Genomic DNA, 25,498 nt, shown 5'->3' with positions numbered 1-25,498 from the left:
TCGGGCCGATGAAAAGCATCGGCCCGAAGGATGACACGCGCGAGGATGAGGCACGCGCGCGCGGCGCGTGTCACATGCCTTCGTAGTTGGGGCCCCCGCCGCCTTCGGGGACCACCCAGGTGATGATCTGGTAGGGGTCGGCGATGTCGCAGGTCTTGCAGTGCACGCAGTTGGCGGGGTTGATCTTCAGGCGGATCTCGCCCTTTTCCCGGGCCATTTCATAGACGGCTGCGGGGCAGAAATACTGGCAGGGGTTGCCGTACTCGGTGACGCACTTCGTGGCGCAGACGTTGGTGTCCGCGACGTGGAGATGGCAGGGCTGGTCCTCGTCGTGGCGCGTGCCGGAGTGATAGACGTCGGTGAGGCGGTCGAAGGTGAGCTTGCCGTCGCCTTGGAAGCGCTCCGGAGCGGGGCGGCCGTCGATCTTGCGATAGGCTTCGTAACCCGCATGCGCGCGCATGGGATCGATCAGGCCCCGGCCGCCGGTGAGCATCTGCAGGCCGGCGTGGAAGAAACCGCCGAGAAAACCGTGCTGGAAGGACTGGTGGAAATTGCGCACGGCGCGCAGCTCTTTGCGGATGTAGCTCTGGTCGATCTTCTGCTTATAGGCGGAAAGTCTTGCGGCCGAGGTGTCGCCGGCGACGAGGGCATCGAAGATCGTCTCGGCGGCGAGCATGCCGCTCTTCATCGCCAGGTGGATGCCCTTGAGGCGCTGGGAATCGAGGAAGCTGCCGGAATCGCCGACGATGAGGGCGCCGTCCACGTAATTGCGGGGCATGGAGTACCACCCGCCATAGGGCAGGGTCTTGGCGCCATAACGCACGATCTTGCCGCCGTCGAGCATGCTCTTCAGGACGGGATGTGTCTTCCACGTCTGGAACGCGGCGTGAGGATCGAACTGCGGGTCGGCGTATTCCAGGGCGATCACCAGGCCGATGGAAACGCGGTTGCCGGTGAGGCCGTAGATCCAGCCGCCGCCGTACATGTCGGTAGAGACCGGCCAGCCCATGGTGTGGGCGACGTAGCCCGGCTGGACGCGGCCCGGCTGCACTTCCCACAGCTCCTTGATGCCGAGGCCGTAGCTCTGCGGGTTGATGTTGCCAAGATTTTTCCTGGCGACGAGATCTTTGGTCAGCGAGCCGCGCGGGCCCTCGGCCAGCACGGTGACCTTGGCGCGCAGCTCGTAGCCCGGGGTGTAGTTATCCTTGGGCTTGCCGTTCTTGTCCAGGCCCTTGTCCTCGGTGATGACGCCGGCGATGCCATCGCCCTGGTAGATCAGCTGCGCGCCGCCGAATTGCGTGAAGAGGTTGACGCCGGTCTTCTCGACCAGCCCGCCCAGCCACTTCGTGAGCTTGCTCAGCGATACGACGTAATTGCCCTTGTTCTGAAAAGGCGGCGGGGTGATGGGCGCCCGCAGCGATGCGCCTTTCGTGAAATAGAGCAGCGCGCTGTCGGTCACCGGCGTATCCAGCGGCGCGGAGGTTTCGAAATCCGGGACCAGCTCGCGCAGCGCCGCGGGGTTCAGGATGGCGCCGGAAAGCTGGTGCGCGCCGATCTCCCGGCCCTTTTCCAGCACGTAGATGTTTTCGGCGGAGAGTTCAGGCTTGGCGCCGGAGGCGTTGTGCTTCTGGATGAGGTTGGCGAGGTGCAGGGCGCAGGAAAGTCCCGCGGGCCCCGCCCCGACGATGAGGACATCGGCTTCCAGTTGTTCGCGTTGGACGGTCATAGGCTTGCCGCCATTCTAGCAAAAGAAGAGTGATCCCTCGACTGCGCAGGACGCACGGCTCTGACTTCAGGTGGGAAGCAGAAGACCCTTCTCGCGATACTCTTGCGGGATCATCCGAAAGACGAGACGTAACTCCTCAAGTGCGGCTTCTCGAGTGTTCATCAGAGCATAACAACCCGGGATGGCGGGAACCTCCGCAACCCACGAGCCATCTTCCTGCCGGTAGAGAATGGGTTTGTACTCTTCGAGTTTCATGGCACTGCGTCTACTCAATACTCAAACTTTCGCTGCCGAACGCTTACGAGGATTTGGCTTTTTCCAGGGCTTCGGTGAGGGCGGGCATGATCTCGAAGATGTCGGCGACGATGCCATAGTCGGCGATTTCGAAAATGGGGGCGTTCTGGTCCTTGTTGACGGCCACGATGGTGCGCGAACCCTTCATGCCCACGACGTGCTGGATGGCGCCGCTGATGCCCAGAGCGAGATACAGCTTGGGGGCCACGGTCTGGCCGGAGCTGCCGATCTGGCGCTCCATGGGCAGCCAGCCTTCGTCGCAGATGGGGCGGGAGGCGGCGATTTCCCCGCCGATGGCCTTGGCCAGGGCTTCGGCCTGGGCGATATTTTCCGGGGCCTTGATGCCGCGGCCGATGGCTACGATCACCGGGGCCTGGGTGAGGTCCACGGCCTGCTTGGCTTCGCGGAAGAGCTCCAGCGGCCTGGTGCGGATCTGCCCGGGCTGGAGGTCAATGGCGGCCTTGTTCACCGGGGCTTTGCCGGAGGGATGCGCGGCGAGGAGATCCGCGCGAAAGGCGCCGGTCTGGAAGGAAGCAAACCACGGGCCCGCGCCCTGGAAGGTGACGTCGGCGGCGGTTTTTCCCTGAAACATCTGGCGGACGAAGGTCAGCTTGCCGGCTGCGTTGCGCACGGCGATGCAGTCGGCGACCATGCCCTTGTTGAGAGACGCGGCGAGCTGGGGAGCGAAGTCCCGCACCTGATAGCTGTGCGGGAAGAAGACGAGGTCGGGCTGGGCCGCGGTGATGACCTGGGCGAGCGCGACGCAGTAGCCATCGGGAGTGTAGGCGTCGAGCAGGTCGTGCTCGACAAGGATGACTTCGGCGACGTTTTTCGCGGCCAGCTCGCCGGCCAGCGCGGCGACGGCTTTGCCGATGACCACGGCGCTGACGCTGCCGGAGGTCTCCTTGGCAATCTGCTGGGCGGCGGCCAGAGTTTCGAAGCTCGTGGCGTTCCACTTGCCCTGGTGTTGTTCGGTGACGACGAGGATTTTCATGGCGTAGTTCCCTTCCCGGACATTTGATCAAGCTTGCGTCTTACGCGGGCGGGGCCAGTCCCGCCCCTACACCTAGATCACGCGCGCTTCGAACTTGAGTTTTTCCACCAGCTTCGCGGCCACTTCCTTGGCCGGGCCGGTCAGAAATTCGGTCTGCTTGGACTTGCTGGGCACGTAGAGGCGCTCGACGCGCTGCGTAACCTCGCCGGAAACGCCCAGGGATTCGCGGGTGATGGTGGCGATCTCCTTTTTCTTGGCGGCCATGATGCCCTTGAGCGTGGCGTAGCGCACCTTGTTGATGCCGGACTGGATGGAGAGCACCGCGGGCAGCGGGCATTCCATCCACTGGAACCAGCCGGCCTCCAGTTCGCGCTTGAGCTTCATCTTTCCGCCGTCAACTTCGATCTGCATGATGATCGTGGCGTGCGGGAGATTGAGGATGGCGGCGAGGAGCACGCCGGTCTGGCCGAAGCCCTGGTCGTCGCTCTGCAGGCCGGTGAGCACCAGGTCGCACTTTTCCTTCTGGATGGCGGCGGCCAGGGCGCGCGCGGTGCCCAGGGGATCGAGCTGAGAGAAATTGTCGTCGGCGACGTGGATGGCGCGGTCGGCGCCCTTGGCCAGCGCTTCCTTGATGGTCTGCTTGACGCGCTCCGGCCCCAGGGACAGGGCGATCACTTCGCCGCCGTGCTTTTCCTTGAGGCGCAGGGCCTCTTCGAGGGCGTAGGTGTCCGGCTCGTTCATCTCGAAGCCAATGTCGGTTTCCTTGATCCAGTTTCCGGCCATGGCCAGCGGGGCGTCCTTGGCGGGGACCTGCTTGATGCATACGATGATGTTCATCGGAGTTGTCCTTCTTCGCTTGTCATCCTGAGGTCCGACACAGTCGGGCCGAAAAATTTCAACCGCCGATTAGTCGAGGTGATCCCAGCGGTTGAGATTCTTCGAGCCCTGAGAAGCAGGGGGCCCTCAGAATGACAGAAAAAATCTGGCGGCCAGACGCCAGCGCTACTTGCCGCTCCAGCGCTTGAAGATGAGCGCGGCGTTGGTTCCGCCAAAACCGAAGGAATTCGAGAGCGCGTATTCGACCGCCGCGGGGCGCGCGTGATTGGGAATATAGTCGAGGTCGCAGGCCGGATCCGGCGTTTCGTAATTGATGGTGGGCGGCAGAATCTGGTCGCGCAGGGCCAGAACGCTGATGCCCGCCTCCAAGCCGCCCGCGCCGCCGAGCAGGTGGCCGGTCATGGATTTCGTGGAGCTGATGGGCACGCGTTTGGCGCGCTCGCCGAAGACGCGCTTGAGCGCGGTCGTTTCGATGGCGTCGCCGAGCGGGGTGGAAGTGCCGTGGGCGTTGACGTAGCCGATGTCCTCGGGAGTGAGCTTGGCGTCCTTCATGGCCGCGCGCATGACGCGGTAGGCGCCGTCGCCGTTCTCCGCCGGAGAGGTGATGTGGTAGGCGTCGCCGGACATTCCGTAGCCGACGATTTCGGCGAGGATGGGGGCGCTGCGCTTCTGGGCGTGCTCGAGGGACTCGAGGATGAGAATGCCGGCGCCTTCGCCGACCACGAAGCCGTCGCGGTTGGCTTCAAAGGGGCGGCTGGCATGGGCGGGATTGTCGTTGCGCGTGGAGAGCGCCTTCATGGCCGCGAAACCCCCGACCCCCATGGGCGTGATGGTGGCCTCGGTGCCGCCGCAGATCATCATCTCCGCGGCGCCGCGCTCGATGATCTTGAAGGAATCGCCGATGGCATGCGCGGAGGCCGAGCAGGCCGTGGCCGTCGCGGAATTGGGCCCGCGCGCGCGGTAGCGGATGGAGACGTGCCCGGAGGCCAGGTTGACGATGGACGCGGGAATGAAAAAAGGAGAGATGCGGCCCGGGCCGCCGTGGATGAGCTTGCTGTGCTCGCGCTCGATGACGTCGAAACCCCCGATGCCGGAACCGATGTACACGCCGATCTCGTCGGCATCCCCGTCATTGGGCGTCCAGTTGGCCATCTTGGCCGCGAAATCCGCGCCGGCCAGGGCCACCTGGATGTAGCGGCCCATTTTCTTCAGTTCTTTTTTCTCGACCCAGTTGAAGGGATCAAAATTCTTGATCTCGCCGGCGATGCGGCAGTCGAATCCCGTGGCATCAAAAAGCGTGATCGGGCCTACGCCGCTCTGCCCGGCGCGGAGGTTCTTCCAGGTCTCCTCCGTGCCGATGCCCAGCGCGCAGACCAAACCAACGCCCGTAACGACAACCCGGCGTGTCAAGGTAGGCTGGCTCCTGTAAGGGCTGTGATGGGCCGAGGGTTACTTGCCCTTGGCGTGCTTCTCGATGTATTCGACGGCGTCCTTCACGGTGGCCATCTTTTCCGCGTCCTCGTCCGGCACTTCGATGCCGAACGCCTCTTCGAAAGCCATGACCAATTCCACCTGATCGAGGGAATCGGCCCCCAGATCGTCCACGAACGAGGCCGTGGGTGTCACTTCGGCTTCATCCACGCCGAGTTGCTCGACGATAATCTGTTTGACGCGCTCTTCCACGCTTGGCATGCGTATCCTCCGCCTTCTGCGAACTTGTACGAAACTCGTGCTATGTTGCGGTGCTGCCGGGCGGCATTCCCGCCGCCGTTATCAGGCCCATCAGAATAACCCGACTATTCTAGTGAGGCCCTGCGGTTAGGTCAACTTGGCTTCTGTGCTCGGCACGGGCTCCTGCATCCGGGCGCTGCGGCGCGGCCCGAAAAAGAATTCCTCAGGCCAGGTACATGCCGCCGTTAACGTCCAGGACGTGGCCGGTGATGTAACCGGCTTCGTCGCTGGCGAGAAAGAGGATGGCCGCGGTGACGTCGCGCGGCGCGCCCAGGCGTCCGAGCGGAATGCGCGCCTGGAGTTCTTCCTTCACCTGGTCGGACAGGACGTCGGTCATGGCCGTGGCGATGAAGCCCGGAGCGATGGCGTTCACGGTGATATTGCGCGAAGCAATTTCGATGGCGATGGCTTTGGTCAGGCCGATGAGGCCGGCCTTCGAGGCCACGTAGTTGGCCTGGCCGGCGTTGCCGGACTCCGCCACCACCGACGAGATATTGATGATCCGCCCCGCGCGGGCCTTCATCATCGGGCCCAGCGCCTGCTGGATGCACAGATGCGCGCCGGTGAGGTTGGTGCGCAAAACGGCGTCCCAGTCCTCGAGCTTCATGCGCAGGGCCAGGCCGTCGCGGGTGATGGCGGCGTTGTTCACCAGGATGTCCAGGCGCCCGAATTTCTCGAGGACCTGCTTGAAGCCGGCCTTGACCTGCGCGGCGTCGGCGACGTCCATCGTCACGGCCAGGGCTTGACCGCCCGCGGCGGCGATCTCTTCGACGAGCGCGGCGAGCTTCAGTTCGTTGCGCGCGGCGACGGCGACCTTCGCGCCGGCCTGCGCCAGGGCCAGGGCCGCGTCGCGACCGATGCCCTGCGACGCGCCGGTCACCAGGGCCACTTTATCTTTCAGGCTGAACATGCCGCCACCTCGCATTCACCCCAAGAAACCCCGCCCGCTAAGGAGGGCGGCTACGCTTCCCTGCTCACGGCCTAGTTCTGCGCGAGCTTTTCCAGCGCGGCGTTCAGGCTCTTCTCGTCCTCGACGTTGAGGGCCTGCACGGAGCGCTCGATCTGGCGCAGGATGCCGGTGAGGGCTCTGCCGGGGCCGACCTCGACGAAGGTGGTCACGCCCTCTTCGATGAGCAGGCGCACGGACTCTTCCCAGCGCACGGGCAGGGAGACCTGGCGGATGAGGGCTTCGCGGGCCTGGTCGCCGGTTTCGATGGTATCGGCGTCCACGTTGCAGACCAACGGCACCTGCGGATTCGAAAACGTGGTCTGGCGCAGGTCCTTCTCCAGGCGCTCCTGCGCGGGCATCATCAGCGCGCAATGGAACGGCGCGGAGACCGGCAGGATGACGGTGCGCTTGGCGCCCTGCTGCGATGCAATCTCCACGGCGCGCTTCACGGCGGCCGCGTTTCCGGAGATGACGGTCTGGTCCGGGGAGTTGAGGTTGGCGGGGGAGCAGACTTCGCCTTCCGCGGCGCGCTTGCAGGCATCGGCCACCACGGCGGGCGAGAGGCCCAGGATGGCGGCCATCGCGCCGGTGCCCGGGGGCACGGCTTCCTGCATGTAGATGCCGCGCTGGCGCACCAGCTTCACGGCCTCGGAAAACTGCAGCGCTCCGGCGGCGACCAGAGCGGAGTATTCGCCCAGGCTGTGCCCGGCGACGAAATCGGGCTTGCTGCCCTGCTCCGCGAGGAGGCGGTAAAAAGCCACGGAACAGGTGAGGATGGCCGGCTGGGTGTTGGCGGTCTGCTTCAGTTCGTCTTCGCTGCCGGCGAAGCAGATCCGGGAAATGGAAAAGCCCAGGGCGCGGTCGGCTTCCTCGAAGACCTCTCTGGCCGCGGAGTGCTTCTCCGCGAGTTCCTTGCCCATTCCGGAGTATTGCGAAGCCTGTCCCGGAAACACGAATGCAATTTTTCCCATACTGATTTCTCTTTCCGGCGGCGCCGTTTCAGGCGTGCACTGCCGTCCCCGTAAGTTCCTGTTCGATTTTTTCGTTGATGTGCGCGCGCGCCAGCCCGGCGGCCACGCGGATGGCGTTTTTGATGGCGTTGGCGTTGGAGCGGCCGTGGCCGATGACGCAGACGCCGCGCACGCCGAGCAGCGGCGCGCCGCCGTATTCCGTGTAGTCAATGTGCTTGCGCAGGCCCTTGAAGGCTCCGCGCGAGAAGAGGTAGCCGAGCTGCGCGGAGAGCGTGCTCTTCAGGGCCTTCTTGAGCAGGCCGAAAATCTGCAGCGCCAGGCCCTCGCAGATCTTCAGCGCGATATTCCCCACAAATCCGTCGCACACGATCACGTCCACGTTGCCGGAGAAAAGGTCCCCGCCTTCCACGTTGCCCACGAAATGCACGGGGACTTTTTTCAGGCGGTTGTTGACCTCGCGGGTGAGCTCGTTGCCCTTGCTTTCTTCCTCGCCGATGGAGAGCAGGCCCACGCGCGGTCGGCGGCTGCCGAACACCGTGCGGTAGTAGATCTCGCCCATGACGGCGAACTGCACCAGATGCTCGGGCTTCGAATCGACGTTGGCGCCCACGTCCAGGAGCACGGAGACGCCGCCCTTGGCGTTGGGAAAGGGAGCGGCCAGGGCCACGCGGTCCACCGAGGAGAGCGCGCCGAGCACGAAGCGCGCCACGGTCATCACCGCGCCGGTGTTGCCGGCGCTGATCATGCCGTCGGCCCGGCCCTCGCGCACCAGGCGCGCGGCCACGTGCACGGAACTGTCCTTTTTGCGGCGAAAGGCCTGCGCCGGGTGGTCTTCCATGGTGATCACTTCGCTGGCGGGAACCACCTCGATGGACAGATTGGGCGTGGCGTGCTTGGCGAGCTCCGCGCGCACCGCCGCGGGCTGCCCAACCAGCAGGATGCGTACGCCGAATTCACGAGCGGCCAGAATACTGCCCTCGACCTCGGGGCGGGGTGCCTGATCTCCGCCCATGGCGTCCACTGCGATGGTAATCATGGGAGCTTGAACCCGGCAGGCCGGGCGGTGTTAGGCCTTGGCGTCCTGGACCGCGCGGCCCTTGTAATGGCCGCAATGCGGGCAGGAGCGGTGTGGCTGTTTCTCTTCATGGCAGTTCGGGCACTTGCCGCCGCTCGCCGGAGCCGTCAGAAAGTCATGGGCCCGGCGCTTGTTCTTGCGCGCCTTGGAATGCCGTCGTTTTGGGTTAGGCATAACACTACTCCTGTTCCCGGACTCGCCGGGGCGAATTCTATGGGCTTTTGGCCCCGAACACTATTGTTTTTTCAGCCACTCCTGCTTGAGGCGCGCGAGGGGAGCCAGCCGTGGATCCGTCGCGTGGGTCTCACAGCGGCACTCTTCGTGATTCAGATTGGCGCCGCAACTGGGGCACAAGCCCCGGCAGTCACTCCGGCAGATCACCTTCATGGGCAGCGCCAGCAGCACCTGTTCGGTCAGCACCTCGGCGAGGAACAGCCCCTCGCCCTGGTAGAAGCCGATCTCCGTCTCGTCGTACTTCAGCCGCTCTTCCTCGGGCTTGGCGCCCTTGGGCAGCGGCCTATAATAAAGGTCAAACGGGCGGTGCACTTCCTCGACCACCGGCTCCAGACAGCGCGCGCACACCAGCTCGACCTTGGTCTGCAGCTCGCCTTCGATGTGGATCTGCCCTTCCACCAGCTCGACAGACGCCCGCACTTCCAGCGGCTCCACCTGCTTCAGGTCCGCCGCGCCATAGTCCAGGCTGCCCGGAGCGTAGCTGCGCTGAATACGCAGCTTGCGGACCGCAAGGTCCTTGACGTCCAGAAACATGCTATCGCCGCCTCCAGCGCTCCCGTTCATGTCTATTCATTATCGAGGCCCCTGCCGCCGCAAGTCAAGAAAACCCCCAGCCCCGCAACCCGCCGCGCCACCTCCCGCCACCCGCCTCTTCGGCAGCGCAATGCCCAGGACCCACCCTTTGCAAAAACCGCAAAGGGTAGGCCACCCGGGATTGTGCCGTTTTATCACTCCGGGGTAACGTATGACAGTGGTATCCTCGCCGTGGGATGCGAGGGCCGACATGCGCTCGGAAGAATGCGCCACCCGCGAATGCTTACGGGGCCATGTTTAGCAACTATCCCTCTGGCACGGTGATGGACTCAAATTACACGCATATTCCAGCAGTCAACGTTGCAAATATCACTAACGGATACAATGCGGAGCGAACCGGAACTCTATGCAACCCGTATTGATGGATTCCGAAGCGGCCAATCTCGGACGACGCATTGAGCGTGATACGCTCGGCCGTCCGGCGATCCGCAAGGTGATTTTGCTTATAATCGTCGGAGTCTGCCTTTTAGGAACAGGCTGTCAAGATGTTGCGACGACTTGGTCAGCAGAAGCCCGATCTCCCGATGGGCGCTGGCTTGCGACCGCTCGCGGTCAACAGTGGGGTGGTCCCGGAACGGCCTATGATGCAACCACGGTGTATCTGAAGCGGATTAAGGGGTCACAGGCTCCGACGCAGGTGTTAGTCTTCTCTCACGAATATGCGACGATGAATCTGAGGATGGAATGGGTAACTCCAACGCGTCTGGACGTGGCGTATGGGGCGAGCGCACGGCCTGGGGACCACGTAAGCCTCGACTTCCAAGTCGTCAAAATCTCCGGCATCGACATCTCCGTGCGAGAGCTTCCAAGTGATATGAGCAAAACTCCTGCCCAATAGCTTTGTACCCACAAACATCGGACCGAAGCAGACCTTCTCGCAATGTATGGCCGGGTGCCGTCGATAAGAGCGAAGGCGTTGTCAAGAGACACTTCCGCTCCGCAATGCCTGGAAGCACCGCTTGATTCTCAGAGTGGTGGAGGGCCGAAGCTCTGAAACTCTCACGGTGAATCACGTTTCGGCGGATCATCCCGGGTGGGTGCCGCCGGGTGGCAGCCCCTTGATGAGTTGACAAGATCTGAGTGACGCATCGTTTTCGTCCGCCAAAAGAGTGTGGTTTTGCCTCTCACCTGATAGCGCTACGCATCGCCTCGTTCGAATTCACCGCCTGCCTTGCGAAGAGCCGCAAGCCCCTCCCCGCCCTCGCAATTTCTCCCAATCGCTTCTTGAAGCGCATGTACTACTGTGGTAACATGTGCCGTGAGTACGCAGCAGCACTCCGCGCGCCGCACCCCGCGCCCGCTAACCCCTTTACAATCCACACTTCCACAAAATCCGCCCGCAACCCCTTTACAATCCACACTTCCAAAATTGTTGAACTTAAAGTCCTGCGGAATCCACACTTACACAATTTGCCGGGGGTCCCCCTGGGTTTTAGTACTCTCCCCTTCTCTCTGTCCACGGACGGACCCCGCCACCCGCCCCGCGGGGAGGCCCAGGCCGGGTGGTTTACCGAGCGGAGACACCGCCGCCGTTGTTGCTTGCCTGTTCGATGCCGGCCATCGCACAATCCTCGGAAGACCATATCGGGCGCACACCCTTCCGCCCCCGATTTTCGGACGCAACACACTTCGCTCCCTGCGCTGTTCAGCGGCGAGCGTATGCGGTCAGGTTCGCCATGGACAAAAAGCCTGCGAAAGAGGTACGACGCTTTCCCCGCATCACCCTGCCGAAGGGCATGCAGGTGGCCTGGCAGGCCGGGGCGCACAAGGAAGTCTCCCGGGTGCAATCGCTCGGTCTGGGCGGGCTGTTCATCACCACGCCGAATCCGCCGCCCGTCGGCACCATTCTGAAGTTGGTCTTCCAGGTGCCCAACGGGGAAGTGCGCGCACGCGCCACGGTCCGCTCCGCCAAACCCGGAGAGGGCATGGGCATCCAATTTACGGGCATGGACTACGACCACCGCGCGCGGCTGGACCTGCTCCTGAAGCGCCTGCTGAGCTGACCCGCGCAGACGGTGGCGGACTACCGGGAGGCGCTGGGGAGCGCGCCGAGCATCTGCAGGACCTTGGCGCTGTCGTAGAAGATGCGCAGCTTCTGGATCTTGTTGCTGCGCACGGTGAAGACGTCCACGGCGTCGAAGGTGACGTGCTTGCCGTCGCCGGTGGCGCCGTCGAAGTGGATCTCCGTGGCCACGTTGCCGCTCTCGCTCTTGTACACGGCGGTGATTTCGTCGTGGCGCCGGGCGTAGAAGACAAAGACCCCGGCATAAAACTCGCGGATTTTGGCGCGGCCGATGACCGGGTCCTGCATGGGAAAGTGCACTTCTGCGTCTTCGGCGAAGCATTTGGCCAGGGCATCGGGCTGGCTGGCGTGAACGGCGTCAAAATAACCTTGCACGGGTGCGGGTAGCGCTGCGGCCATGATCTCGAGTCTCCCGGAAAAGAAGATGCCGCTATCCAAACAAATGTTTGGGAGACTGTCAAGGAAGCGCCGAAGCCTTGCTGGCGGATTGCCGGCAGAGCCGTCTGGCACGCCCTCAGCGATAGCCCATTTCGGGGGTCAGCGGGATGGCGCTGGGCACGAAGCTGCCGCTGCCGCGCGCGGCTTCCTTGCCGTGGCTGTCGAAGAGCACGCCTTCGGCGATGTACAAGCGCCTGGCGCGGCTCACCACGCGGCCGCGCGCGAGCAGCTTTCCTTCGGTGACCGGGCGCAGGAAGTAGAGATTGAAGGAGGCCGTGAGCACGAAAGTCTCCGGATGTAGCGACTGCACGGCGAAAAACGTGGCGTCGTCCAGGGCCTTGAAATAGATGGAACCGTGGGCCGCGCCGGCGGAGTGGTAAAACTCCTTGCGCACCGCGAGCTCGATCTCCGCGCTGCCTTTTTCCGGAATGCGCAGGCGCGGCTGAAACCACTGGTTGATGGGCGCGCCGTGGTACATGACCACGAGCTTCGCGAAGTGAGCCTGGGACATGGCGGGGCTCAGGGCTTGCGCGGCGCCGCAGGAGCCGCGGGCGGCGTATCCCGGACGCCAGTGTCGAAGACCACTTTCCAGGAGCCGTCGGATTGCCGGCGCCAGATGGTCGCGTATTTCCCGGTGCCCACGGATTTCGTGACGCCGTTATCGGTCTGCGTCGCGTGGTACGCGCCGAGGGTGAAGCCCAGCGTGCCGTCGTCCGAAATCCGCGCCACTTCCGGCTTCCAGCGCACGGAAAGCCCGGGCACGGCATAGGCCTCCTTCCAGCCCGCGAGAAAAGAGTCCTTGCCGCGGACGATCGGCTGATTGGGACGGATGGTGGTCACGTCCTCGGCAATGAACGAGGCAAAGCCCTCCAAGCCGCGTTCCGCTCTGGCGGCGTCAAACGCCTCATCGGCTTGCAGCAACACCGCGGGGTCCGCGGCCGCCGGCGCGGCCGTCCCCGAAGAACTCCACACCAGCACGCCGCACAGAAGCAGCGCCACCGCAACGAATGTCTTTCTTCCCACGATTCCCCTCCCTCGCAGCTCAGATTTCTTTGTATCCGGAGCAGGCTGCGGACCGCAATAGCAAATCTTGCAAACCTGCTGGTGGAGATCCTGAGGCCTCCGATGAAAACCATCGTCAGAGACAGGATGACACTCCCAAAACTATACCTTTGCAAGCCGCTAATTCACGGCGCGGCGGCTGGCGCCGAACAGCTCGCGGTGCTGGCGCAACAGATACTGGTCGGTCATCCCGGCGATGTAGTCGCAAACGACGACGTGGCGCGGCTCCCTCTCCGCCAATTCGGCGTAGAAAGGGGGCATGGCGCTGGGAATCCGCAGGTAATAGGCGAAGAGCTCGCCGAGGCAGGGCACGGAGCGGTTGCGGTCGTCGGTGATGGCGGGATGCTGGTAGATGTGCGTGGAGAGGAAGCTTTTTAGCTCGGCGTTGCGCGCGGCGAGCTCCACACTGAAGCCGGCCAGGCGCTGCGGGGCGTGGCGGATATCGTCCACGGAAGCTGCCCCGGATGCGGCCACGCGCCGCTGCGTGGCTTCGATGAGGTCGGTGACCAGCAGGTCCAGGACGCGCTTGAGGGCTTCGTTGAACTTCAGCTTGGCGAGGCCCTGGGGATAGGCGGCCTCGACGGCGGCGTAGGCCTCGCGGAACATGGGCACCTCCTGGAGGAGATCGTCCAGGGAAAGCAGGCGGGCCTCGCGGGCGTCGTCCAGGTCGGCGGTGTTGTAGGCGATCTCGTCGACCCAGTCGATGAGCTGAGCCTCGAGAGGGGGGCGCTGGTCCAGGGCGTACTCGGCGAGCTGCGGGTAGTCCGCCGGGGGATAGTCCCGGGAGTGCTTGACGATGCCTTCGCGCACCTCGAAGGTCAGATTCAGGCCGGGGAAGGCCAAGTAGCGCTGCTCGAACTGCTCGACGATGCGCAGAGCGTGCAAGTTGTGATCGAAAGAGCCGCCGTGCGCGTGCATGAGCTCGTCGAGCTGGCGCTCGCCGGCGTGGCCGAACGGGGGATGCCCAGCATCGTGGGCCAGGGCCAGGGCTTCGGCCAGTTCGGCATTGAGGCGCAGGGCGCCGGCCACGGTGCGCGCAATCTGGGCGACTTCCAGGGTGTGCGTGAGGCGGTTGCGGAAATGATCGGAAAAGCGGGTGGTGAAGACCTGGGTCTTGGCCTCGAGGCGGCGGAAGGCGCGGGAATGGATGATGCGGTCGCGGTCGCGCGCGTAGTCGCTGCGGTAGGGATGAGCCGGCTCGGCATAGCGCCGTCCGCGGGAGTCTTGCGCATGCATGGCGTAGGGCGCGAGGTTCATGGAGCGCTCGGAGACTCCGGGCCGGGATAAATTGCGGGCGGCGCTATCTATCGTCGGAGGTGTCTCTCAGGACTGCGGCAGCACTTCGAGGTTGCGTTCCGCCTCTTCGGCGATGGCCGTGTCCGGAAACTCCTTCTTGAGCTGCGCGTAGATGTCCGCCGCTTCCTTAGGGTTCCTGGTGCGGAGCAGCGCGGCCAGCTCCAGCAGGGCGAGGCTGCGGGGCACAAAGGCGCTGGGCTTTTCCGCCAGGGCGCGGTAAACCTTCACCGCGTCGTCGGTCTTTCCAGTGCGCGCATAGATGGTGGCGGACTGGTATTGCGCGAGCGCGGCCAGTTCCTTGTCGCTGCTGCCTTCGATCTTCTTCAGGCTTTCCAGGGCCTGGTGGGGACGCTCGAGGCTTTCGTAACAGAGCGCGGCGTAATAGCGGGCCAGTTGGCCGGGATTGGTGCCCGGGTACTTGTCGCCGACGGCGGCGAACTTCGCCGCGGCGTCCTGCATCTTGAGGGCGACGTTAGGATAGGTGATCTCGCCGGGCTCGGCGGGTTCGCCCGCGGCGCGAATGCGCGCGTTGTACACCCGGCTGGCATCGTCCAGCGCCGCGGCGGCGTTGACGGTGCGCCGCTCGGTATAAATCCGCCAGCCGCCGGTGACCAGGGCAATGGCGGCCACCAGGCCGATCACGACGGTGGCAAACGTCTTGTGGGATATGACGGCTTCGGCGCCGTGCTCGATCGATTGGCGGAATTTGTCCTGCTTCAATTCCTTGCGCGTAATATGCTGCGACAAGACGGTGGCTCCTTCCAGGGTCTGGAACGCCTAATGCTAGCACACTTGCGCGCAAGACCGGAGAGCGGCCGGCGCCTGTGCGCGGGAAAATCCGCTTTACTCTTGCCGCACCCGGCCGCGCTCCCTTCCTCCCGCGAAGCGCCACGGAGTGCTAAGCTTTTCGCATGCAAACGGCGTGTGTTCATTGCGGCATGCAGCACATTCTGAAAGACGCGGACGTGGGCACGCACCCCAAGGTGCAGTTCCGCTGCTCGAAATGCGGGCAGACCACGGTGATCGAGATCCGCCGGCGCATGGACAGTACCATGGTGATCTCGCCCCTGCCTTCGTTTGCGCGGGCCGACGGCACCAGCCCGAACCTGCAGGTCACAGACGACTACGAGGGGCTCAGCCTGCCGCAGGGGCGGCGCGTGCTGCTCACGGTCACCAGCGGACCTTCGAAAGGCCTGGTTTTCGAACTCACCAAGCCGCGCGTGACGCTGGGGAGGAAGGGCGCCGACCTGGCACTCGACGACCCCGAGGTATCGCGCTACCACTGCCTGCTCGAGGTCAAGGACACGGCCATCAACCTGAAGGACCTGGAATCCACGAACGGCACGTTTTACGACGAAGAGCGCACGCGCGCCGCCTACCTGGTGGATGGCGCGGAGTTTCGCATCGGCTCCAGCACCATTCGCATCACGTTCGAACTGAAATAACACGGCAAGCCCCCCGGCTTCCTCTGGCCGCCGCCATCTTTTGTGAGATACTTTTCCGCATCCCCCTATGAACCACGTCTCCGCCTGTCTGATCACGCTCAACGAAGAGCACAATCTTCCGCGCGCGCTGGCGTCGCTGGCCGGCGTCGTGGAGGAGATCGTCGTCGTGGATTCCGGGAGCACGGATCGCACGACGGAGATTGCGCGAGAACACGGAGCCAAGGTATTCAGGCGCACCTGGACCAATTATGCCGAGCAGAAGAATTTCGCGGCGGCCCAGGCCGCGCACGAGTGGATTTTCTCGCTGGACGCCGACGAGGAGCTGAGCACGGCGCTGCAGGGCGCGCTGCGAAAGTGGAAGGCGGGCCCGCCCGGCGCGACAGTGTATGAGATGGCGCGGCGCACCTGGTATCTCGGAGCGTGGATCCGGCACTCCGGCTGGTATCCGGATTATCAGCGGCGGCTGTACCGGCGGGATGCGGCGCGCTTCGAGGGCCTCGTGCACGAATCGCTGCGCGGCGAAGGAAAGCCGGGCCGGCTGAACGGGGATTTATTGCATTACACGGTGCGTTCCTTCGCCGAGCACGAGGCCAACGTCGAGCGCTATACGGCGCTGGCAGCGCAGCAGCTGTATGCGGCGGGCAAGCGGAGCTGGCGCGGGGCCCTGTGGCTGGCCACGCCGTGGAGCTGGTTCCAGAATTTCGTGCTGCGCGGCGGATTCCTGGATGGCTACCGCGGGGCGCTGATTGCGCAGATGGCGGCCCGGGCGGTCCGCCTCAAGTACCGGAAACTCGGGCAGTTGGTACGCGAGACCGGGAAGCAGGGCGGGGCATGAGAGTGCTGTACGTGGACCTGGAGCGCGAATGGCGCGGCGGCCAGAACCAGGCGCTGCTGCTGCTGAAAGGCTTGCACGCGCGCGGGCATGCCGCCGAGTTGCTGGCCCTGGAAAGCTCGGCGCTCGCCGAACGCGCGCGCGATTGCGGCGTGGCCGTGCACACCGTCGCCGCGCGGCATTCCACGCTGCAGGCCTTCTTGCAGCTGCAGAGACTCTTTGCAAAGGGTGTCCCGGAAATCGTGCATGCCAACGAGCCACATGCGCTGACCGCCGCCTGGCTGGCGAAGGCGCAGAAGCGGACGTCCCTGGTGATTTCCCGGCGCGTGGGTTATCCGCTTTCGCGCTTCTGGCTGGCCAAAGCGCGCTACCGCGCTTCGCAGCGCATCATCGCGAATTCGCAGTGGGTCGCGGGAAAGGTCGCGGCCTGCGGCATCCCGCCGGAGCAGATCGCCGTAATCTACGAAGGGGTGGAGATTCCGCCGCCACCCAGCGCGGAACAGCGCCGGCAGGCCCGCGCGCGCTGGGGTCTCGCGGAAGGAATCCCGCTGCTCGGCTGCGCGGGAGTTTTTCTCGCGGACAAGGGCCAGGAATGGCTCCTCCGCGCGGTGGCCGCGCTGCGCCCGGAGTTCCCGCAAATTCGCCTGCTGCTGGCCGGCGACGGCCCGCTGCGCGGGCAGCTGCAAGCGCTGGCCCGCGAGCTGGGGATTGCGGACGCCGTGCTCTTCCCGGGATTTGTGAAGGATGTGGAGAACGTCTATGCCGCGGTGGACGTATACCTGCTGCCATCGTTCTTCGAGGCGCTGAACAATTCTCTGCTGGCGGCGATGGCCTGCGAAACGCCGTCCATTGCGTTCGCCAAAGGCGCGCTCCCGGAGATCATCGAGCACGAAAAGAGCGGGCTGCTGGTTTCCGGCCCGGACGTCGCGGAGATCCGCGAAGCGGTGGCGCGCTTTCTGCGCGACCCGGCCTTTGCGGGAACCGTGGGCCGCGCCGGGCGCGTGCGCGTGCAGCAGAATTTTTCGGCGGACACCATGGTGGAAAAGACACTGCAGCTTTACCAGGAGATCCGCAGCACAGCCGGCGATCCAGGGTTGGTCTAGAAGAGGTTCCTTGGCTGGCCCTGCAAAAAAGGAAAACGCCGGGCGGCTCTTGCTGCACTCCGCACGGCGTTATCCTGCGCTAGTTTCTGATTCCTGTTCCAGGCGTTCCCTCCTATCCGCTACGACTCGGAGTCGAGCTGCTTCTGGATTCAGACAACCCATCGCCCCCGCGGGTCCAGGAACTCCACGCCAATCGCGAAGCCTTCACCACGCAAGGACTGGCAGTAGGCCACCCGGGCCGAGGTGCGAAAGTTTCCCGCCGGCGACTTTACCGTCAGGCGGTCATTGGGCGCCCAGCGGCGGATGGTGACGACCCGCGCGCCACGGGCGCTGACATTTTCCGTAAAGGTGACTTCCCTGCCGGGCATCTCGCGATGGCCATCGAGCACGACAGCCACCTCCATGGGGATGCGCCGTTCGAGGCGCGGCGGGGAGCTGTTCTTGAGCACGGGCATCGCTCTCCTCACAAACACGCCGCAATGCGGGAAATCGACTGCAAATTCGTGCGCCGGTGCTTCATGCGATAGAGGGCGTGATCCGCGGCCGTCAGCAGCGTTTCCGCAGTCTCCCCGTCGTCGGGGAAAACCGCGGCGCCGGCGCTCACGGAGAGGCGCGGCAGCTCGCCGTCTTGTGCGAGGCGCTCGCGGACGCGCTCCACGACGCGCGCCGCCACATCGCCTTTCGCTTCGGGAAGCACCAGGACAAACTCATCGCCGCCGTAGCGGGCCGCCGTGTCGATGGTGCGGGAATGGAGGCGCAGCACATTACCCAGGCGGCAGATGGCGCGGCTGCCCGTCAGGTGACCGAAACGGTCGTTGATGGCCTTCAGGTCGTCCATGTCCAGCAGCACTACGCTGAAGGGCCGGCCGCTGCGCCGCGAGCGATCCAGCTCGCCGTTCAGAACGGTGACCAGCCGGCGATAGTTGGCCAGGCCGGTGAGGGGATCGCTCACCGCCATGGCGCTGACCTGTTCGAAAAGCCGGGCCTGATCCAGCAACGCTCCGCCGAGCATCACGGCGTAGCTGGCCGTCTTGCACACCTCGGCCAGGAAAAACGGCCCGTCAAAAAGCTGCCGCGAAAAACACGCCGCGGCATGACTGGCGGCATTGAGCAGGGTCACGCCGAAGAGCGCGTAGTCGTAAAGCGTTTGCGTTTCCCGCAAGCGCCGGTAGTAAAAGCAAGCAGCCGCCAGGAAGAGCAGCCCGGGAAGCAGATCCCAGGGACGGGAGAGCAGATGCGCGGCGCGCGCCAGAGGCGCGGCCGGCGCGGCCAGAAAGGCGGCGCTGGTCAGATACCCGGCCACGACAACCACCAGCAAAGCCCCGGCAATTTCCCGGCTGGGCTGACGCGAGGTGGGCATACGCCGCTCCACCCCAAGCGCGGAGAGCAACAGAATCGCCAGCAGTGTGCGGCTGACCATCCAGCTCATGGGCACGCGGCTGAGGGAGAGCGGACCGGCTTGCAGCAGATCGGCCAGACCGAAATACCCGAGCGTTTCCAGGATGCCGGAGATGACGAAGCCAAAGGCCAGGATCAGCGCGGTGCGGTCATGCGTTCCGCGGAAGCGTACCAGAGCGTTGGCGGCATAGCAGAAGCTCAGCAGCGTCCCGCAGATCTCCAGATAGAGATAGGTCTGCGGCGCTCCGGAGACCCCCGCCGAGCGCAGCCACAGGACCCCGCCAAAGAACACTGCCAACAGGGCCGCGACTGCAATGGCCAGAAAGCGCGGCGACTTCTCCCGGGAAAACCCGGCGAATTTGCCCCAACCGCCCAAGATATCCCCCAATAGCCAAAGAGACCCAACGATTCCCTAAGACAGCAAGTCAGAGACCGTTTGGCCAAGAAATCATTCAGACTTTAACGAATTGATAAAACAAGAGTTAGAGTTCTTTCAGCAGTTCCGCAAGAGCATGAAACAACATCGTGAGATAACTGAAAGGATGAGTCAAATTCCGCTGATCAAGGCATAACATACTTGTTCTTATGGCGTTACATGAGATTCCAGGGTGGATTATCGGAGTTGGTACAAATGTATCAAATCGAGACAGTCTCATCTCTGAGACTGTCTCGATCCGACTCACACTTGTGGTTTTGGTGGGGGTAACTCGCGGGCCTGTACCTGATCCATAAAGCCTTTGGCCTTATGGGCGCCATCGCAGAACGGCTTGTTCGCGGAGTGGCCGCAGCGGCACAGGGAAAGCGCTGTGCGCCCTGCAAGTCCGAACGTTGCGCCGCTGGGATCGAGGATCTCGAACTCGCCCTCGATGCGCAGCGGGCCGTTATCCTTCACGGTGATCTTGGTTGCCGCCATTCTTCTGCCTCCCAATGTTTCCGCCGTTGCTTGCGAGAAGGGCGGAAGGTCCAACGATAACGGGAGAGCAGCGGGAACTCAAGCGGTAGCCGCCTTTTCTTCCCCCACCGAGGCAATTTCAAGGAGTTTGCCGGTGCGCACGTCGTAGACAAAGCCGTGCACATCTACCTCCGCGGGGAGGAAGGGGATCTCGCGGACGCGCTGGATCTGGATGGCGACGCTCCTAGCAACGTCCGAAAAGGCGCGGAAGTGGATGTGCGAAGCGTCGTGTCCGGTCTCCTTGGCGAGGCGGTCGCTAAGCTCCTGATCGCGAAAGGTGAGCATGCCGCAATCGGTGTGCTGGATGACGTAGATGGTGCGCGTGCCGAGGAGCTGCGTGGAGATGATCAGCGAACGGATGGCATCCTCGGTGATGAGCCCTCCGGCGTTGCGGATGATGTGCGCCTCGCCGGTTTCCAGGCCGAGGACCTGTTCGACCGTGAGGCGCGCGTCCATGCAGGCCACGATGGCCAGTTTGCGGCCCGGCGGCATGGGCAGATGCCCGAGCCTGAATTCCTTCGCGTAGTTTTCATTGGCCTGCAGCGTCTCTTGATAGACTCCCATGACTTTCTCCTTTTTAAATCGCGCTCTCTTGGCGTGCAGAACGCGAGTGATTGAAAAACCTGGCCCTAAAAACAAAAGCCGCCGAACTCGAGGAGTCCGGCGGCGTCAAAAACAGGCAATCAGACAGCAATCATCCCGTCAGACACACCGCCGTGCGCGCACAACAACAGTTGCGCTGCGTCTGTTTGCGTCCTTGGGAAGGAAACTTGTTTCGCATCAATCTCGCGCGCCTCAGTATTTCGGGACGGAGGAATCGACTTCGTCCGACCAGGCGAGAATTCCGCCCTTCAGGTTCCAGATTTTCCGGAAGCCGGCCTTGCGCAGGAACTCCGCGGCTTCCGCGGAGCGCTTGCCGCCCTTGCAATGCACCACGATCTCCCGCGAGGAATCGAGCTCCTGCACGCGGCGCGCAACTTCGCCGAGCGGGATCAGGTGGCCCTGCAGGTTGCAGATCTGGAATTCATGCGGCTCGCGCACGTCGAGAACGAAGAGGTCATCGCCGCGGTCGAGGCGCGCCTTCAGCTCGCGCGGAGTGATTTCCGGGACCTGCGCGGCCGGTGCGGGAGCCTCTTCTCCGCGGATGCCGCAGAATTCGTAGTAATCGATCAATTTGTGGATGCTGCGGTTCTCGCCGCAGACCGGGCACGCCGGATTTTTGCGCAGCTTCAATTCGCGGAATTTCATGCCCAGCGCGTCGAAGAGCAATAGGCGCCCGGCCAGGCTGTCGCCGCTGCCGAGAATCAGCTTGATGGTCTCCATCGCCTGGATGGTGCCGACAATCCCCGGGAGAACGCCGAGCACGCCGCCTTCGGCGCACGAGGGCACGAGACCCGGGGGAGGCGGTTCGGGATAGAGGCAGCGGTAGCAAGGCCCTCCGGGCGCACCGAAGACGGTGGCCTGACCTTCGAAGCGGAAGATCGAGCCGTAAACATTGGGCTTGCCGAGCAGGATGCAGGCGTCATTGACCAGGTAGCGCGTGGGGAAATTGTCGGTGCCGTCAACGATGATGTCGAAATCCCGGAAGAGATCGAGGGCGTTCTCGCTGGAAAGCTTGGTTTCGAAGGCCTGAATCTCGATATTGGGATTCATGTTGGCGAGGCGCTCGCGCGCGGCCACGATCTTCGGGCGGCCCACGTCGCTGGTGCCGAAGGTGACCTGGCGCTGCAGGTTGGTGAAGTCCACGACATCGAAGTCCACGAGGCCGAGCCTGCCGACGCCCGCCGCGGCGAGATACAGGCCGAGCGGCGCGCCCAGCCCGCCGGTGCCGATGAGCAGGACCTTGGCCTGCTTGAGCTTGAGCTGCCCCTCCATGCCCACTTCGGGCATGATCAGGTGGCGGCTGTAGCGGAGGATCTCTTCTTTGGAAAGCTTGGCGGCATCCGCGTTGCCCGCCAGGGGCTGAAGTCCTGTGGCCATGATTGCGTTCGTTGCTCCCTTATAAATTCTAACCGTTGTCTCCAATGCGTCCAAAGAAAGATTTCTTCCCGGCGAGGCCAGGCCGGAATCCGCGATCCCGCCGGACGGACAGTACTAAGAAATTCCGCCAGCAATGGAGGGAACGATGTGGATGGTGTCGCCGTCCTTCGTGCGGGTGTCCTCTTTCGCCAGATAGCGAATGTCCTCGTCGTTCACGTAAACGTTGACGAAACTGCGCAGCTTGCCTTCCTCCGTAAAGAGATGCCTGCGCAGCTCGGCGAATTCCGCCGTCAGACAGCCCAGCGCTTCCCCGACAGTGGCGGTGTTAAATTCCGCGGAAGCGCGCTTGCCCGCAAAGGGGCGCAGCGGCGTCGGGATGATTACTTTCACGGGCATCGTTCGTTCTCCTCAAATCCTCTTCTGCCGCCTCACGCCGAAGCGTGCCGCCGGATAGCAAGGGCCTCGGCAGAAAATTCCGTACGGTCGTCGGCCAGGCGCCAGGAGGTCATCTCCTGCGGCGCGCCGGACTGCACGCTGACGATCACGTAGCTGTACCACGGCCAGGCGTGCTCGCGGTCGTACTCGCTGGGCCGCGCCGGATGGTCCGGATGCGAATGGTACCAGCCGACGATTTCGAGCTGCTGCCCGCGCGCGGCGTCCTCCGCGGCGCGCACGTCGTCCGCGGTGATCGAAAAGCGGTTGCGCGGCGAATCTTCGCGGCGGTTCACCAGGGGAAACAGCGCCAGAACCTCGCGCGCGGCATCGGCGGCATCGGCGGCGGCATCGCGCCCCAGCAGCGCGCCGCAGCACTCGTGGGGATAGGTTTCCGCGCCGTGGCGGCCGATCTGCTCCGCGAGTTCCCTGCCGATCCCGAGATGCGAAAGAGTGTTCATGCGCGGATCACGTTTCGTGCCAGAAGCGTTCGCTCAAGTATTTGGATGCGCTGTCGGCGAAGACGGTGACTACCACGGCGTGCTCCGCGCGCGGAATCCGCGCCGCCACCTGGAAGCAACCCGCCAGCGCCGCCGCCGCGCTGGGACTGACGAGCAGGCCTTCCTCGCGGGCCAGCCGTTTCACCAGGCCGTAGGCTTCTTCGGTGGAAACGCCGAGATCTTCATCGGCCAAAGTGTCGTCATAAATCGCCGGACGCAGCGCGGTCGCCATATGCTTCCAGCCTTCGAGCCCGTGGAAAGGCGCATCGGGCTGCAGGCTGATGCAGCGAATCGCGGGATTGAGCTCTTTCAGGCGGCGCGTGACGCCGACGAACGTGCCGCTGGTGCCGAGACCGGCAACAAAATGAGTGATGCGCCCCGCGGTCTGCTCCCAGATCTCGCTGGCCGTGGTGCGGTAGTGCGCCTGCCAGTTGGCGGCGTGGCTGTACTGGTCGGGATAAAAATATTTTTCGGGTTCCGCGGCGTAGAGTTCGCGCACGCGGCGGATGGCTCCGTCCGTGCCTTCGTCGCCCGGCGTGAGCACGGTCTCCGCGCCGTAGGCGAAGAGCACCAGTTTGCGCTCGTGCGAAGCGCTCTCCGGGAGGAAGAGCTTCACGGGATAACCCAGCGCGGCGCCGATCATGGCGTAGGCGATGCCGGTGTTCCCGCTGGTGGCGTCGAGGATGGTTTTCCCGGGGCGCAGCGCGCCGCTGGCTAGCCCGGCCTGGAGCATGCCCAGCGCGGGGCGGTCCTTCACCGAGCCGCCAGGATTGAACCATTCCGCTTTGGCGCAGAATTCGACGTGCGGGAAGGCCTGCCCGGCGCGCTCCAGCCGCAGCAGCGGCGTGTTGCCGATGCTGTCCAGGACAGACCTTCCCGTTCGCCCGGTGCGGCCGGGTGCGGGGGTCTCACTCAGCAGTTTGTGTTCTGCCGTAGGCATTTGCCAGCAGTCCAAATACAAGGTGCGAAAGGCGACCATTTTAATCCGATTTGAAGGCGCTCCACAATAGGAAAATATAGCCTTATTATTCAATGTCTTACAGAATCGATTCGGCCTTCTCCACAAGTTTGCAACAAACACTAATCCCCTCGCACATCTCCTATCGCGCTACTCCACGCGCTTTGCGAAGTGCAGAAACCGGGTGGGGGCTTTACAGGCGGGGGCGACAATCGTACTCTGAAGGCCCTATGTGGAATGTCGAAGAGCGGTTCTCCCCAAGAGCGATAGAAAGCCTGGCGGCACTGGGCTTTTCCGTCGGAAGCACGCGCGGAGTGGTGCGCGCGGAAAAATACGGCTGCGGCGCGGAATTCCGGGTGAACACCGACGGGCGCTTCCAGATGACCATCCTGCCGGCGATCATGTTCCACGGGCAGTTCACGCGGCTGTGGGACGCGGGCTATCAGAAATTCCTGCTGACGGACGAAGGGCAGAAGCTGCCGGCGCAGGCGCCGCAACTGAGCAACCTGCGCAAGTTCAACGAGGAATTGCGCACGGCGCTGGGCGTGCCCACCTACTACAACGAAGGGCTGGGGTCGGTGAGCCAGGTCTCGGTGTATGACCGCGTCAAAGGGCGTGTGGGCGACGTGCCGGACAAGACGGTCGGTGTGCATAACGCCGGCGGCGGGCACTGAAGCCCGCAACGAGCGCCTGAAGAGCGCAGCCTGCAAAGTTCCAGCTAAGACTGCGCATCGCGCAGCTGGCGGCGGAACTGCTCGAGATCCACGCGGTGCTTGGCGGCTTTGTGCGCGCCAATAAAAAGCACCGGAATATCCCACCCATAGCGTTCCCGCAGGACCGCATCTTCATCGATATTGACTTCGAGCAGGGTGGCGCCGAATTCGGCCAGCAGCGGCGCGATGGCGGCCTTGGCCTCCTCGCAGAGATGGCAACCCGGGCGGGTGTAGAGCGTGATCTCGCGCGGGGTGGCGCGGGCGAGGCGTTCCTCTTCGGGATGCGGAAGAGGGTGCGTCACGGTCTTGGATTCGAATACTTCTGGAAGGGGCCGGCGTAAGGGTAGAACTCGAGTGCGCGGTAAAGCTCGGCGATCTGCCGCAAGTGGCCGAGATCGTGCGAGGCCATCTCGTGCAGCACCTCGGAAAGCGTAACTGTGCCCAGCTCGGCATGCCGCCCGGTGCGCGCTCCGGCGGTGGGGGGCAGCATGGAGAGAAAGGCGAGGATTCCCTGGCGGGCCTCGCTAAAAGCGGCCAGGTGCGCTTCAGCGTCTCCCTGCGCATAATGGCCTTCCGCGGAGGCGCGCCCCGGGTCGTACTTCTCGAGAAGCGGAGAATCTTCGGTGGCCATGCGCTGGACACGCTGGCCGTAGAGGGTTTCGATGGCGGCGAGGTGCGCAAGGACTTCGCTGATGGACCAGCGGTCGGGCGCGGGCTTCCAGATAAGGGTTTCCTCGTCGGTGCCGGCAAGCAGCGTTTCCAGGACTTTCGGCGTCTTTTCCAGGAAGGCGATGACGTTCTGGAACTGGATGATGCCGGCAGGCTGCATGGGCTCCTCCTCTTCTCCTTCGGCCGCGAAGCAGTCGACTTCTTGTGTGACCGCGAAGCGGTCAACACCGGCAGGTATTGTACGCGGGCAAGCGCCGCGGCGAGAAGGGGGAGCATAATGGAAGACGGTACG

Annotated in this window: 31 protein-coding genes; 5 read left to right on the top strand and 26 right to left on the bottom strand. The window is 63.9% G+C overall.

Translation table 11 applies throughout. From position 1 onward, the window contains the following. Positions 1-70 precede the first annotated feature (70 nt). From LAN61_12030 to LAN61_11980, 11 genes are all read right to left on the bottom strand, one after another. Positions 71-1,726: an electron transfer flavoprotein-ubiquinone oxidoreductase gene (locus tag LAN61_12030; GenBank protein MBZ5541235.1), complete on the bottom strand. Its 1,656-nt coding sequence runs from the start codon at positions 1,724-1,726 to the stop codon at positions 71-73. 66 nt (positions 1,727-1,792) lie between these two features. Then, positions 1,793-1,981 (bottom strand): type II toxin-antitoxin system HicB family antitoxin, encoded by a 189-nt coding sequence (locus LAN61_12025; protein MBZ5541234.1) that lies wholly within the window; start codon positions 1,979-1,981, stop codon positions 1,793-1,795. A gap of 43 nt (positions 1,982-2,024) precedes the next feature. Further along, positions 2,025-3,014: an electron transfer flavoprotein subunit alpha/FixB family protein gene (locus LAN61_12020; protein ID MBZ5541233.1), complete on the bottom strand. Its 990-nt coding sequence runs from the start codon at positions 3,012-3,014 to the stop codon at positions 2,025-2,027. A gap of 72 nt (positions 3,015-3,086) precedes the next feature. Beyond that, complete coding sequence (locus tag LAN61_12015; GenBank protein ID MBZ5541232.1) at positions 3,087-3,851, bottom strand: electron transfer flavoprotein subunit beta/FixA family protein; 765 nt, start codon at positions 3,849-3,851, stop codon at positions 3,087-3,089. A 165-nt stretch (positions 3,852-4,016) separates the two neighbouring features. After that, the gene (gene fabF / locus LAN61_12010) at positions 4,017-5,261 is read right to left on the bottom strand and encodes a beta-ketoacyl-ACP synthase II (GenBank protein ID MBZ5541231.1); all 1,245 of its coding nucleotides are present in this window, start codon (positions 5,259-5,261) and stop codon (positions 4,017-4,019) included. 39 nt (positions 5,262-5,300) lie between these two features. Continuing rightward, positions 5,301-5,543 (bottom strand): acyl carrier protein, encoded by a 243-nt coding sequence (gene acpP / locus LAN61_12005; protein MBZ5541230.1) that lies wholly within the window; start codon positions 5,541-5,543, stop codon positions 5,301-5,303. Between the two features lie 202 nt (positions 5,544-5,745). Then, a complete protein-coding gene (gene fabG, locus LAN61_12000; GenBank protein ID MBZ5541229.1) occupies positions 5,746-6,492 on the bottom strand; it encodes a 3-oxoacyl-[acyl-carrier-protein] reductase in 747 nt (248 codons plus the stop codon). A 71-nt stretch (positions 6,493-6,563) separates the two neighbouring features. Then, complete coding sequence (gene fabD, locus LAN61_11995; GenBank protein ID MBZ5541228.1) at positions 6,564-7,502, bottom strand: ACP S-malonyltransferase; 939 nt, start codon at positions 7,500-7,502, stop codon at positions 6,564-6,566. 28 nt (positions 7,503-7,530) lie between these two features. Beyond that, positions 7,531-8,535: a phosphate acyltransferase PlsX gene (gene plsX / locus LAN61_11990; GenBank protein MBZ5541227.1), complete on the bottom strand. Its 1,005-nt coding sequence runs from the start codon at positions 8,533-8,535 to the stop codon at positions 7,531-7,533. Positions 8,536-8,568: 33 nt separating this feature from the next. Continuing rightward, a complete protein-coding gene (rpmF, locus tag LAN61_11985) occupies positions 8,569-8,751 on the bottom strand; it encodes a 50S ribosomal protein L32 (GenBank protein ID MBZ5541226.1) in 183 nt (60 codons plus the stop codon). 60 nt (positions 8,752-8,811) lie between these two features. Further along, positions 8,812-9,345 carry a DUF177 domain-containing protein gene (locus LAN61_11980; protein ID MBZ5541225.1) on the bottom strand — a complete coding sequence of 178 codons (534 nt, stop codon included), beginning with the start codon at positions 9,343-9,345 and terminating at the stop codon, positions 8,812-8,814. A gap of 1,736 nt (positions 9,346-11,081) precedes the next feature. Between LAN61_11980 and LAN61_11975 the strand changes: the two genes are divergently transcribed. Next, positions 11,082-11,408, top strand: coding sequence for a PilZ domain-containing protein (locus tag LAN61_11975; GenBank protein MBZ5541224.1), 327 nt, complete (start codon positions 11,082-11,084; stop codon positions 11,406-11,408). A gap of 20 nt (positions 11,409-11,428) precedes the next feature. On the opposite strand, the gene LAN61_11970 is transcribed toward LAN61_11975, so the two are convergent. From LAN61_11970 to LAN61_11950, 5 genes are all read right to left on the bottom strand, one after another. Further along, entirely contained in the window at positions 11,429-11,827 is a 399-nt protein-coding gene (locus LAN61_11970; protein ID MBZ5541223.1) for a nuclear transport factor 2 family protein, read from the bottom strand. Between the two features lie 115 nt (positions 11,828-11,942). Beyond that, positions 11,943-12,344 (bottom strand): PaaI family thioesterase, encoded by a 402-nt coding sequence (locus tag LAN61_11965; protein MBZ5541222.1) that lies wholly within the window; start codon positions 12,342-12,344, stop codon positions 11,943-11,945. Positions 12,345-12,385: 41 nt separating this feature from the next. Beyond that, a complete protein-coding gene (locus LAN61_11960; GenBank protein MBZ5541221.1) occupies positions 12,386-12,889 on the bottom strand; it encodes a DUF4440 domain-containing protein in 504 nt (167 codons plus the stop codon). A 159-nt stretch (positions 12,890-13,048) separates the two neighbouring features. Beyond that, on the bottom strand, positions 13,049-14,185 hold the full coding sequence (locus tag LAN61_11955) for a deoxyguanosinetriphosphate triphosphohydrolase (protein ID MBZ5541220.1): 1,137 nt from the start codon (positions 14,183-14,185) through the stop codon (positions 13,049-13,051). A 66-nt stretch (positions 14,186-14,251) separates the two neighbouring features. Next, entirely contained in the window at positions 14,252-14,971 is a 720-nt protein-coding gene (locus LAN61_11950; protein MBZ5541219.1) for a tetratricopeptide repeat protein, read from the bottom strand. A gap of 191 nt (positions 14,972-15,162) precedes the next feature. Here LAN61_11950 and LAN61_11945 point away from each other — a divergent pair, with 191 nt between their 5' ends. From LAN61_11945 to LAN61_11935, 3 genes are all read left to right on the top strand, one after another. Next, entirely contained in the window at positions 15,163-15,669 is a 507-nt protein-coding gene (locus tag LAN61_11945; protein ID MBZ5541218.1) for an FHA domain-containing protein, read from the top strand. A gap of 67 nt (positions 15,670-15,736) precedes the next feature. Further along, positions 15,737-16,504 (top strand): glycosyltransferase family 2 protein, encoded by a 768-nt coding sequence (locus LAN61_11940; GenBank protein MBZ5541217.1) that lies wholly within the window; start codon positions 15,737-15,739, stop codon positions 16,502-16,504. After that, entirely contained in the window at positions 16,501-17,604 is a 1,104-nt protein-coding gene (locus tag LAN61_11935; protein ID MBZ5541216.1) for a glycosyltransferase family 4 protein, read from the top strand. Before LAN61_11940 ends, LAN61_11935 begins: the two co-directional genes overlap by 4 nt. 149 nt (positions 17,605-17,753) lie before the next feature. Here LAN61_11935 and LAN61_11930 read toward each other — a convergent pair whose 3' ends face one another. The 8 genes from LAN61_11930 to LAN61_11895 form a co-directional block, all read right to left on the bottom strand. Next, the gene (locus tag LAN61_11930) at positions 17,754-18,059 is read right to left on the bottom strand and encodes a hypothetical protein (protein ID MBZ5541215.1); all 306 of its coding nucleotides are present in this window, start codon (positions 18,057-18,059) and stop codon (positions 17,754-17,756) included. An 8-nt stretch (positions 18,060-18,067) separates the two neighbouring features. Then, positions 18,068-19,378, bottom strand: a complete 1,311-nt coding sequence (locus tag LAN61_11925) for a GGDEF domain-containing protein (protein MBZ5541214.1) — start codon at positions 19,376-19,378, stop codon at positions 18,068-18,070. 303 nt (positions 19,379-19,681) lie between these two features. Continuing rightward, positions 19,682-19,915 carry a CDGSH iron-sulfur domain-containing protein gene (locus tag LAN61_11920; GenBank protein MBZ5541213.1) on the bottom strand — a complete coding sequence of 78 codons (234 nt, stop codon included), beginning with the start codon at positions 19,913-19,915 and terminating at the stop codon, positions 19,682-19,684. Between the two features lie 78 nt (positions 19,916-19,993). Then, the gene (locus LAN61_11915; GenBank protein ID MBZ5541212.1) at positions 19,994-20,518 is read right to left on the bottom strand and encodes a carbonic anhydrase; all 525 of its coding nucleotides are present in this window, start codon (positions 20,516-20,518) and stop codon (positions 19,994-19,996) included. 231 nt (positions 20,519-20,749) lie between these two features. Next, the gene (moeB, locus tag LAN61_11910) at positions 20,750-21,934 is read right to left on the bottom strand and encodes a molybdopterin-synthase adenylyltransferase MoeB (GenBank protein ID MBZ5541211.1); all 1,185 of its coding nucleotides are present in this window, start codon (positions 21,932-21,934) and stop codon (positions 20,750-20,752) included. A gap of 114 nt (positions 21,935-22,048) precedes the next feature. Next, on the bottom strand, positions 22,049-22,330 hold the full coding sequence (locus LAN61_11905) for a MoaD/ThiS family protein (GenBank protein ID MBZ5541210.1): 282 nt from the start codon (positions 22,328-22,330) through the stop codon (positions 22,049-22,051). Between the two features lie 32 nt (positions 22,331-22,362). Further along, positions 22,363-22,827 (bottom strand): M67 family metallopeptidase, encoded by a 465-nt coding sequence (locus tag LAN61_11900; protein ID MBZ5541209.1) that lies wholly within the window; start codon positions 22,825-22,827, stop codon positions 22,363-22,365. 7 nt (positions 22,828-22,834) lie between these two features. Beyond that, positions 22,835-23,806: a cysteine synthase family protein gene (locus tag LAN61_11895; protein ID MBZ5541208.1), complete on the bottom strand. Its 972-nt coding sequence runs from the start codon at positions 23,804-23,806 to the stop codon at positions 22,835-22,837. 248 nt (positions 23,807-24,054) lie between these two features. On the opposite strand from LAN61_11895, the gene LAN61_11890 reads away from it, so the two are divergent. After that, a complete protein-coding gene (locus LAN61_11890) occupies positions 24,055-24,498 on the top strand; it encodes a hypothetical protein (protein ID MBZ5541207.1) in 444 nt (147 codons plus the stop codon). A gap of 44 nt (positions 24,499-24,542) precedes the next feature. Here LAN61_11890 and LAN61_11885 read toward each other — a convergent pair whose 3' ends face one another. After that, the gene (locus LAN61_11885) at positions 24,543-24,839 is read right to left on the bottom strand and encodes a glutaredoxin family protein (GenBank protein MBZ5541206.1); all 297 of its coding nucleotides are present in this window, start codon (positions 24,837-24,839) and stop codon (positions 24,543-24,545) included. Beyond that, a complete protein-coding gene (locus LAN61_11880; GenBank protein ID MBZ5541205.1) occupies positions 24,836-25,366 on the bottom strand; it encodes a DinB family protein in 531 nt (176 codons plus the stop codon). The genes LAN61_11885 and LAN61_11880 overlap by 4 nt, the downstream gene beginning before the upstream one ends. Between the last annotated feature and the right edge of the window lie 132 nt (positions 25,367-25,498).

It is taken from the genome of Terriglobia bacterium, from assembly GCA_020072785.1.
Taxonomy (GTDB): domain Bacteria; phylum Acidobacteriota; class Terriglobia; order Acidiferrales; family UBA7541; genus Acidiferrum.
Note: the sequence above shows the minus strand (reverse complement) of the source record. Positions and strands in the feature narration are given on the sequence as shown.